The sequence below is a fragment of the Dactylosporangium sp. NPDC050588 genome (assembly GCF_040654975.1).
GTDB lineage: Bacteria > Actinomycetota > Actinomycetes > Mycobacteriales > Micromonosporaceae > Dactylosporangium > Dactylosporangium maewongense.
On record NZ_JBFAJA010000175.1, the window covers coordinates 1,096 to 11,863 of the forward strand.

At 75.4% G+C, this 10,768-nt stretch carries 3 protein-coding genes; all 3 read left to right on the forward strand.

Going from position 1 to position 10,768, the window contains the following annotated elements; all coding sequences use genetic code 11:
- The coding region (locus AB0I21_RS56695; RefSeq protein ID WP_360574265.1) for an amino acid adenylation domain-containing protein at positions 1 to 2,779 on the forward strand (2,779 nt) is incomplete at its 5' end.
- A gap of 22 nt (positions 2,780 to 2,801) precedes the next feature.
- Positions 2,802 to 5,984, forward strand: a complete 3,183-nt coding sequence (locus AB0I21_RS56700) for an amino acid adenylation domain-containing protein (RefSeq protein WP_360574267.1) — start codon at positions 2,802 to 2,804, stop codon at positions 5,982 to 5,984.
- Positions 5,981 to 10,768, forward strand: a 4,788-nt coding sequence (locus tag AB0I21_RS56705) for an amino acid adenylation domain-containing protein (RefSeq protein ID WP_360574269.1), incomplete at its 3' end; no start/stop codon positions are given. The genes AB0I21_RS56700 and AB0I21_RS56705, both read left to right, overlap by 4 nt.

Below are 10,768 nucleotides of genomic sequence, written 5' to 3' on the forward strand. Positions count from 1 at the left end.
CCTGCGCGACCGGACCGCGGCCGAGCGCGCCGGGCGGGCGGACGCGATCGCCGAGGCCGCCTCCCGGCACGCCTTCGACCTGACCGGCACCGCGCCGCTGCTGCGGGTCGAGCTCATCCGGCTCGCCGCCGGGGTGTCGGAGCTGATCGTCGTCGCCGACCACATCGCATTCGACGGCTGGTCCACCGGCACGTTCCTCACCGAGCTCGCAACGGAGCTGGCCGCCCCCGGGACCGTCGAGCCACCGCCGGTGCAGGTCGGCGACCTCGCCTTCACGCCCGACGGCGCGACGGACGCGTGGCGGGACGAGCTGGCCGGCGCGTCGCCGCCGAGCGAGCTGTTCTCGGGCACCGGAAGCTTCCGCGGCGAGCGGATCACCCGCCCGGTGCCGCCGGCGAGCGGCAACGCGGTCTTCGCGGACTGGCTGGCCGCGCTCGGGCTGCTGCTGGCCGGGTTCACCGCCCGCCGGGACGTGCTGGTCGGCGTGGTCGCGGCCCGGCGCGCCGGGCCGGAGCTCGACCGGGTCATCGGCCCGCTCGTCGACGTGCTGCCGGTCCGGCTGCGGCTCGAGCCCGCGGCCACCGTCCGGGACACGGTCGCGGCCGCGTCGGCGACGACGGCCCGCGCGCTGGACCGGCCTCGGCCGTCCACGGAAGACCTGTTCGCGGCCGTCGGCACCCAGTCGCGCGGGGCGATGCTGACCCCGGTGGTGCTCGCCGCGCAGCCGGCCGGGATGCCGGTCCGGGTCGAGCGGGGCGGGGTGCGGCTGGAGCTGCTCGGCGAGCTGGGGTGCGGCGGGGCGCAGAACCCGTTGACCGTCTTCGTGAACGAGACGGCCGACGGGGTCGAGCTTCAGGTGGAGTACGACACCGGCCTCACGGACCGCGAGTGGGTGGAGGCGTTCGCGGACCGGCTCCTGCGCGTGCTCGCCGAGGTCACCGCGGACCCGGATCGCCCGCTGCACCGCCTGCCGCTGGTCACCGCGGCCGAGGAGGCGCAGCTGCTCGACCTGGCCGCCGGCCCGCCGGTCCCGGCGGGCGCGCCGGTCACGGCGGTCGAGGCGATCGAGCGGCAGGTGCGGGAGCGCCCCGGCGAGGTGGCCGTCGTCGGCGCCGACGACGAGATGACGTTCCGGCAGCTGTGGGACGACTCGGCCGCGGTCGCGGCGCTCCTGCTGGGTCAGGGCATCGAGCCCGGCGACGTCGTCGGCGTGTGCCTGCCGCGCGACCACCGGATGCCGGCGACGCTGCTCGGGGTGTGGCGGGCCGGGGCGGCCTACCTGCCGCTGGAGCCGGAGCTGCCGGCCGAGCGTCTGGGCTGGCTCGCCGCGGACGGCGGCGCGAAGACCGTGCTCTGCCGGTCCACGACCGCCGCCGCGGCCGGATCAGGCGCGCTGGACCTGGACCTGGAACTCGACCGGGCGCCGGCTGTGCCCGCGGCCGGCCTCCCCGCCGTCGGGCCCGGCGATCGGGCCTATCTGCTGTACACCTCGGGCTCGACCGGCAAGCCGAAGGGTGTGGCCGTCGCACAGTCCAGCGTCGCCGCGCTCACCGAGGCGCTGCGCTTCGAGCCCGGCTTCGGGCCCGGGGACCGGATGCTCGCCGTGGCCACGCTCAGCTTCGACGTCTCGTGCGCGGAGATCTGGTCCTCGCTCGGCGTCGGCGCCTGCTGCGTGGTCGTCGACCGCGACAGCGCGGTGGACGGGTACCGCCTCCGCCGCCAGATCGCCGAGCACCGCGTCAACGTGATGAACGTGCCCCCGACGATCCTGCGGACCCTGCTCGCGGCGGGCTGGACGGGCGGTGCGGACCTGCGCGTGTGGGCCGCCGGCGAGACACTCGACCCGGCCCTGGCCCGGGATCTGCTGCCGGTGGTGCGGGAGCTGTGGAACACGTACGGCCCGACCGAGGCCACCGTGCTGTCGACCGCGCACCGCGTCCTCGAGGTCGGCGACGCCGTGCCGATCGGGCACGCGATGCTCGGCGAGCGGCTGTACGTCATGGATGCGCTGGACCGGCTCGTCCCGGCGGGCGTCGTGGGCGAGCTCTGGATCGGCGGCGCCGGGCCGGCCATCGGCTACCACAACCGGCCGGACCTGACCGCGGCCGCGTTCGTGCCCGACCCCGTCGTGCCCGGCGGGCGGTGCTACCGCACCGGGGACCTGGTCTACCGCCGCCCGGACGGCGAGATCGTGTTCTGCGGCCGGCGCGACCATCAGCTGAAGATTCGCGGGTACCGCGTCGAGCTCGGCGAGATCGAGGCCGTGCTGCGCGCCCACCCCGACGTCGAGCACGCCGTCGTCACCGCGCGGGGGCAGGGCGCGGAGGCGCACCTCGTCGGCTACGTCGCGGGCCCGGTCACCGCCGGGCAGATGGCCGCCCACCTGCGCGCGAGCCTGCCCGCCTACCTCGTGCCGCACCGCTGGGTGGTGCTCGACGCGCTGCCGATGACGCCCAGCGGCAAGGTCGACCTGGGCGCGCTGCCCGAGCCCGGCGAGGACCGGCCGCACCGGCCGGCCGAGTCGATGATGGAGCAGCTGGTCGCCGACGTCTGGGCCCAGATCCTCCCCACCGATCGCATCGGCGCCGACGACAGTTTCTTCGGTCTCGGCGGGCACTCGCTGGCCGCGACCCGGGCCGTCGGCCGGCTGCGCGAGACGCTCGGCTGCGCGATTCCCGTGCGGCTGCTGTTCGACCATCCGGTCCTCGCGAACTTCGCGGGGCAGCTCGAGCGGCTTGTCATGGACGACATCGTGGCCGCACCGGCCACTGGCAACTAGAAATAGGAAATTAAATATGACTATGTCTGACCAGGACACCTTACGGGCCGTCATGGAGCGGCGGGTCGCGGCTGCCCGCGCCGCCGCCCGGTCCGACGCGGAGATCCCGCGCCGGTCCGACCCGCACGCGCCGCAGCCGCTATCACCGTCGCAGACCCGGCTGTGGTTCAACGCGCAGTTCGAAGCCAACCCGTCGATCTACAACGTGCCCACGGTGCTGCGGCTGACCGGCCCGCTCGACGCCGACGCGTTGCTGGCCGCGTTGCGCGAGGTCGCCGCCCGGCACGAGGTCCTGCGCAGCGTCATCGCGCCGCCCGGGCACGCCGTCGCCGGCCCGGCCGACCGGATCGAACTGTCCCTTGTGGACATCGACGAGCCGGGGCTGGACGCGGCGCTGCGGACCGAGGTGAGCCGGCCGTTCGAGCTTGACCGAGAGCCGCCGATGCGGGCCGTGCTCTTCCGGCTCGGCGCCGAGCACCACGTGCTGGCCCTGACCGTGCACCACATCGCCACCGACGCGTGGTCGCAGGACCTGATCCTCGACGAGCTCGGCGCGCTGTACGCCGCCCGGCTCGGCCAGAGCACGCCGCCCGCCCCGCCGCGGCTGCAGTACGCCGACATCACCGAGTGGCAGGCCACGCGGACCGCGGACGACCACGTCGGCTGGTGGGCCGAGCGGCTGGCCGGGCTCGCCCCGGTGCTCACGCTCCCCGTCGACCGGCCCTACCCGGCGGTGGCCGACTGGAGCGGCGGCTACCTGCCGTTCAGCCTGTCCCCGGCGCTGGCCGACCGGGTGCGCGAGACCGCCCGGGAATGCAACGCGACGCCGTTCATGGTGGTGCTCGCGGCCTGGCAGGCGCTGCTGGGCCGGCTCTGCGGCAGCGAGGACGTCGCGGTCGGCGTGCCCGAGTCCGGGCGCCACCACCGCGCGACCGAGGGCGTCGTCGGCTGCTTCATCAACACGCTCGTGATGCGCACCGACCTGTCCGGCGACCCGACCGGCCGGCAACTGCTCGACCGCGTCCGGGAGACCACCATCGAGGCGTTCGCGCACGCCACCGCGACCTTCGAACGGGTCGTGGAGGCCGTGGCACCGGAGCGTTCCACTGCCACGACGCCGATCTTCCAGTCGATGCTGTACCTGCTCGAGACCGCCCAGCGCGACCCGGTGCTGCCGGGCGTGCGCGCCGAGCGGCTCGACGCCCCGCTCGACTTCAACAAGTTCGACGTGAGCCTGTCGCTGGAGGCCGACGGCGGCGGCTACGCGGGCGAGCTGCACTACCGCCGCGACCTGTTCGACCGGGAGACGGCCGAGCGCTGGGCGCGCTGGCTGCTCGCCCTGCTCGACGGGATGCTGTCCGGGCCCGACCGCCCGCTCTCGCAGCTCGACCTGCTCAGCGACGCCGAACGGGCCGATCTGGTGGCCCTCGGCACCGGCCCCGACCTGCCCGCCGACGCGCCCGCCACGGTGCTCGACGCGGTCCTCGCCCAGGCCGACGCCCGCCCGGCGGCCGTCGCGGTCGACGCCACCGACGGCACCCTGACCTACGGTGACCTGGCCGGGGCCGCGGCCCGGATCGCGACCGCGCTGCGCGAACACGGGGCCGGGCCCGGCGCGCCCGTCGGGATCTGCCTGCCCCGCGACCGGCACCTGCCCGCCGCGCTGGTCGGCGTCTGGCAGGCCGGATCGGCGTACGTGCCGCTGGAGCCCGACCACCCGGCCGAGCGGCTGCGGTACCAGCTCACCGACTCGGGCGCCGGCGTCGTCCTCGCCGCCGCGGAGACGCTCGACGTGGCCCGCCCGCTCGTCGAGGGCACCGGCGCCGTCCTCGTCGACCTGGCCGCCGCGCTCGCCGCCGAGCCCGGCGAACTCCCGGCGACCGAACCCGACGACCTCGCGTACATCCTCTACACCTCCGGCTCGACCGGCCGCCCGAAGGGGGTGGAGCTCAGCCACGGCGCCGTCGCCGCGTTCGTCGCCGCCAACTGCGAGCTGGTGCCGGTGACGCCCGACGACGTGATGCTCGGCCTGACCGCGCTCTCGTTCGACGTGGCCGGGATCGAGCTGTGGTGCGGCCTCGGCAACGGCGCCCGGCTGGTGCTGCTGGAGCGCGGCGTGGCCGTCGACGGGCACCTGGTGGCGCAGCGCATCGCCGAGTCCAAGGTGACCGTGATGACCGCGACCCCGACCACGTTCCGGATGCTCGTCGCGGCCGGCTGGCAGTCGCCGGAGGTACGGGGAATCGCCATCGGCGAGGCCCTCGACCCCGCGCTCGGCCGCGAGCTCACGGCCCGGATCGGCGAGTGCTGGAACGGCTACGGCCCGACCGAGACCGCCGTGGCGTCAACGATGTACCGCCTCACCGCCCCCGTCGGCGACACCGTGCCGATCGGCACCCCGATGGCGGGGGAGTGGGTGTATGTGATGGACTCGGCCGGGCGGCTCGCGCTGCCCGGGACCGTGGGCGAGCTGTGGATCGGCGGGGCCGGTGTGGCGCGCGGCTACCATGGACGGCCCGACCTGACCGAGGCCGCGTTCGTCGCGGACCCGGTGCGGCCGGGCGAGCGCTGCTACCGCACCGGTGACCTGGTGCGCTGGCGCACCGACGGGCTCCTGGATTTCCTCGGCCGGCGTGACCACCAGGTGAAGGTCCGCGGGCACCGCATCGAGCTCGGCGAGATCGAGTCGCAGCTGCGCTCGGCGCCGGGCGTGGCCGAGTCGGTGGTGACCGTCGCCGACCCGACCGGCGACGCGCACCTCGTCGGCTACGTCGTACCGCGGCCGGGGACGACGCCGGACACACAGGCCCTGGAGGCCCTGCTGCGGGCGACACTGCCCGACTACATGGTCCCGCGCCGCTGGATGACGCTGGACGCGCTGCCGGTCAACGCGTCCGGGAAGGTCGACCGCACCGCGCTGCCCGAGCCGCGGGACGAGGTGCAGCAGCAGGTCGCGCCGCGCACCGAGGCGGAGCAGCTGGTCGCCGAGATGTGGAGCGCCGTGCTGAAACGCGACGAGCTGTCGGTGTACGACAACTTCTTCGCGCTCGGCGGGCACTCCCTGTCGGCGACGCTGGTCGTGGGCCGGCTCCGCGACGCGCTGGACTTCCCGGTGCCGGTCCGGCTGCAGTTCGAGCAGCCGGTGCTCGCGAACTTCGCCGCCGCGCTGGAGGCGTTGCTGCTGGACGAGGCGGCGCAGGCGTGACAGTCACCGACGCCCAGCGCTCGCTGCTGCAGCAGCGGCTGGCCGGGGCACGCCGCAACGCCGCCCGCGCCGCCAGCACCATTCCCGCGTCCCCCGACCGGGACTCGCCGGCACCGCTGTCGCCGGCCCAGGCCCGGCTGTGGTTCCTGCACCAGCTGGAGCCGGACAGCGGCTCCTACCACGTGACGGCCACCGTGCGGCTGACCGGCCCGCTCGACGTGGCCGCGCTGGCCGCCGCGGTCCGGGACCTCGCCGAGCGCCACCACGTGCTGCGCACCCGGTTCGTGGACCGCGACGGCGAACCGAGCGCGGTGCTGGGCAGCGCGGACGACGTGATCGTCGAGACCGACGGGGAGATCGACGACGTCCGGCAGCGGCCGTTCCGGCTCGAAGACGAACCACCGCTGCGGGCGCTGATCCGCCGCGACGGACCGGACGAGCACGTGCTGCTGCTCGTCGTGCACCACATCGCCTTCGACGAGTGGTCCGTCGACCTCGCCCTGCGCGAGCTCGCCGACCTGTACGCCGCCCGCCTCGACGGCCGCCCGGCGCCGGACGCGCCCGGCCTCCAGTACGCCGACTACGCCCGCTGGCAGGCCGGCCGCGAGCCGTCGGCCGCGGCCCTGGACCGGTGGGTCGAGCGGCTGCAGGGCCTGGCGCCGGTGCTGGACCTGCCGACCGACCGGCCCCGCCCCGCGGTGGCCGGCCACGGGGCCGGGGAGGTGCCGGTGCACGTGCCCGCGGCACTGGCCGGCCCGCTCGCCGACCTCGCCGCCTCCTGCGGGGCCACCCCGTTCATGGTGCTGCTCACCGCGCTCCAGGCACTGCTGGCCCGGGTGTGCGGCACCGACGACATCCCGATCGGGGTCCCGGTCGCGGGCCGGCACCACCCCGACATCGAGAAGATGATCGGCTGCTTCATCGGTACGTTGGTCATGCGGACCGACTGCTCCGGCGACCCGACCGGACGCGAGCTGCTGGCCCGGGTCCGCGAGGTGGCGATCGACGCGCTCGCGCAGTCCGAGACCCCGTTCGAACGGATCGTGGAGCGGCTGCAGCCCGAGCGCACCCTCGGCCACACGCCGATCTTCCAGGTGCTGCTCAACGTCCTGGAGCAGCCGGCCGCGCCGCCGCGCCTGCCGCAGCTGGACGCGCAGGGCGTGCTGCTGGCGACCCACACCGCCAAGTACGACCTCAACCTCACGCTGTCGCGCGTGGACGACGGCTACCGCGGCATGCTGGTGTTCCGCACCGACCTGTTCGACGAGGAGACCGTCCGGCGGCTGGTGGACTGGTTCCTGGCGCTGCTGACGGGCCTGGTCACCGAGCCCGACCGTCCCGTCGGAGCGCTGGCGCTGGAGCCCGGCGTGCGGCCCGGGCCGGACGGCCCGCGGGTGTCCTACCCGCTGGACCGGCCGCTGCACGAGCTCATCGCCCACCACGCCGGGTCGACGCCGGAGGCCACCGCGGTGGTCGCGGCGGACGGCCGGCTGTCCTACGCGGAGCTGGACCGGCGCGCCGGGGCGGTGGCGGCCCGGCTGCTGGCGGCCGGCGTGCGGCCCGAGGAGCCGGTCGCGGTGCTCACCGAGCGCGGGACGGCCCTGCCCGTCGCGATGCTGGGCACGCTGAAGGCCGGCGCCGTCTATCTGCCCGTCGACCCCGGCTACCCGGACGGCCGCGTGGCGGAGATCCTCGACACCGCCCAGGCCCGGTTCGTGCTCACCGAGACGGCGTTCGCGGACCGTGCACCGTGCCGTGCCCCGGGCCGCGAGGCGATCGTCGTCGCGGACGTCACCGGCGAGCCGGCCGGGGCCGTGGTGGTGCCGATGGACCACCTCGCGTACCTCATCTTCACGTCCGGCTCGACGGGGCGGCCGAAGGGCGTCATGGTCGAGCACCGCAACATCGCGCACTACCTGCACGCCGTGGCGGACCGCATCGGGCACCGGAGCTCGTACGCTCTGGTGTCCACCCACGCGGCCGACCTCGGCATGACGAACCTGTTCGGGGCGCTCGCCACCGGCGGCGTGGCGCACCTCGTGGACCGCGAGACCGCCACGGACCCGGAGGCGTTCGCGGCCTACCTGGCCGAGCACCCGGTCGACGCGATGAAGCTGGTCCCGAGCCACCTGGAGCTGCTGGCCGCGCACGGCGACCTCGCCGCGCTGCTGCCCCGCGAGCTGCTCGTCCTGGCCGGCGAGCCCTGCCCGTGGGAGCTGGTCGACCGCATCGAACGGGTCCGGCCGGATCTCGAGGTGCAGGTCCACTACGGCCCGACCGAGACGACCGTCTCCGTCTTCGGCTGCGACGTGCGCGAGGTCCCGGCCGAGCGCCGCACCGGCATCGTCCCCATCGGACGCCCGTTCGCGAACGTCGAATGCCGGGTGACCGACCGGGCGGGCCGCCAGGTGCCGGACGGGGTGCCGGGCGAGCTGCGCATCGGTGGCCCGAGCGTGGCCCGCGGCTACCTGAACCTCGTCGACGACCGCTTCCAGCAGGGGTGGTACCGCTCCGGCGACCGCGTCCGCGTCGACGCCCACGGCCTCGTGCAGATCCTGGGCCGGGTCGACGACCAGGTGAAGATCCGCGGCTTCCGGGTCGAGCTCAACGAGGTCGCCTCCGCGGTGCGTGGGGTCCCCGGCGTCGGCGAGGCCGTGGTACTGCCCGTCGGCGAGGCGCACACCCGCCGGCTGGCCGCCTGGATCACGCCCGCCACCGCCGACCCTGGGCAGGTGCGGGCCGCGCTGCGCGACCGGCTCCCGGACTACATGGTGCCGTCGGCGTTCGTCGTCCTCGACCGGCTCCCGCTGACCGCGAACGGCAAGGTGGACCGGACCGCGCTGCCCGCACCGCAGCCGCCGGGCGCCGCCACCCGGGTCGCGCCGGAGACCCCGACGCAGCTGCGGGTCGCCGCGGCCTGGGCCGAGGTCCTCGACGGCGCCGAGATCGGGCTCGACGACGACTTCTTCGCCCTCGGCGGCGACTCGTTCAAGGCCGTGCGCGCCGTGCGGGCCATCGACCCGCAGCTGCGGGTCATCGACCTGTTCACCCGCCCGACCGTGCGCGAGCTGGCCGCCTATCTCGACGGCGACACCGGCTCGACCGGGCTGCTGCACCGCCTCGCGGGCCCGGCCGACGCGACCCTGACCGTCGTGTGTGTGCCCTACGGCGGCGGCTCGGCCGCGGCCTACGGGCCGCTCGCCACCGAACTCGCGCAGCGCCTGCCGGGCGCGGCCGTGCTGGCGATCGAGCTGCCCGGGCACGACCCCGCCCGGCCCGACGAGCCGCCGCTGCCGATGGCCGAGCTGATCGACCGCGTGGTGGCGGACCTGCCGACCGGCCCGGTGCTGGTCTACGGCCACTGCGTCGGCTCGGCGGCCGCCACCGAGCTCGCCCTCCGCCTGGAGTCCGACGGCCGCGAGGTCGCCGGGCTCGTCGTCGGCGGCAGCTTCCCGGCGGCCCGGCTGCCGGGGCGGGTGTCGTCCTGGCTGCACCGGCGCTTCCACGCCACCTGGTTCACCTCCGACCGGGCGTACCGCGACTTCCTCCGTACACTCGGCGGCCTCGACGACGACGAAGGCCTCGACGCCGACGTGATCCTGCGCAGCCTGCGCCACGACGTGGACGAGTCCCAGACGTGGTTCACCCGCGAGCTGACCCGGCCCGACCGGCGGCGGCTGCGGGCGCCCGTGCTGTGCCTCATCGGGGCACGGGACCGCTCGACGGAGCTGTACCAGGAACGCTATGCGGAATGGGGCGCCTTCGCGGACCGCGTCGCCCTGGCGGTCCTTCCCCGGGCCGGGCACTACTTCCTCAAGCACCAGGCGGCGGCCGCGGCCGACGAGATCGCCGGCGCGCTGCGGGAGTGGAGCGCGGGCCGGGCGCCGGAGGTGGTCAGCACCGCGGTCACCGGCGGCCGGGCAAGGCGCGACCTGCGCGAGTTCTACGTCATGACGGCCGGCCAGACCGCCTCGCTGATCGGTGCCGCGCTCAGCTCGTTCGCCCTGGGCGTCTGGGCGTACCAGCAGAACGGCCGCGTCGCCGACTACGCCCTCGTCACCATGCTGGCCCTGCTGCCCTCGATCCTGCTGCTGCCGGTGGGCGGGGCCGTGGCGGACCGGATCGACCGGCGGCGCATCATGCTGGCGTGCAACGGGGCGGGCGCGCTGGTCATGTCCGCCGTGGTCACCCTGCTGGCGCTGGGCCGCCTGGAGATCTGGAGCGTCGGGCTGCTGGCCGGGCTGCTGTCCGCGGTGACCGCCTTCCACCGGCCCGCCTACCTGGCCGCCGTCGCGCAGCTGGTGCCGAAGCCGTACCTGGGCCAGGCCAACGCCCTCGCCAACCTCGGCCCGGGCATCGGCATGCTCATCGCCCCGCTGGCCGGCGGCGCGCTGATCACGGCGCTGGGCATGCCATGGGTGGTCGCGGTCGACGTCGTGTCGCTGCTCGTCGGCGTCGGCACGCTGCTGCTGGTGCGCCTGCCCGACCGGCTCTTCCGCCGCCAGGAGGAGACCTTCGTCCGCGCGATCGTCGGCGGCTGGCGGTTCCTCATCCGGCGCCGCCCGCTCATGGTCATGATCGTGTTCTTCGTGGTCGAGAACTACCTCGCGATGCTCGCCCTCGCCGTGACCGTGCCGACCGTGTACGCGTTCGGCGGCACGACGGCGGTCAGCGTCGTCACCGCGTTCAGCGGCGTCGGGGCCGCCCTCGGCGCGCTGGCCATGGTGCTGTGGGGCGGCGCCGAACGCCGCGCCACCGGCATGGTCGGCTTCGTCATCGGGGTC

What these genes read in the sequence shown, in the direction of transcription:
- AB0I21_RS56700 (WP_360574267.1), top strand. Translation starts at nt 2,802, where the DNA reads ATGTCTGACCAGGACACCTTACGGGCCGTCATGGAGCGGCGGGTCGCG.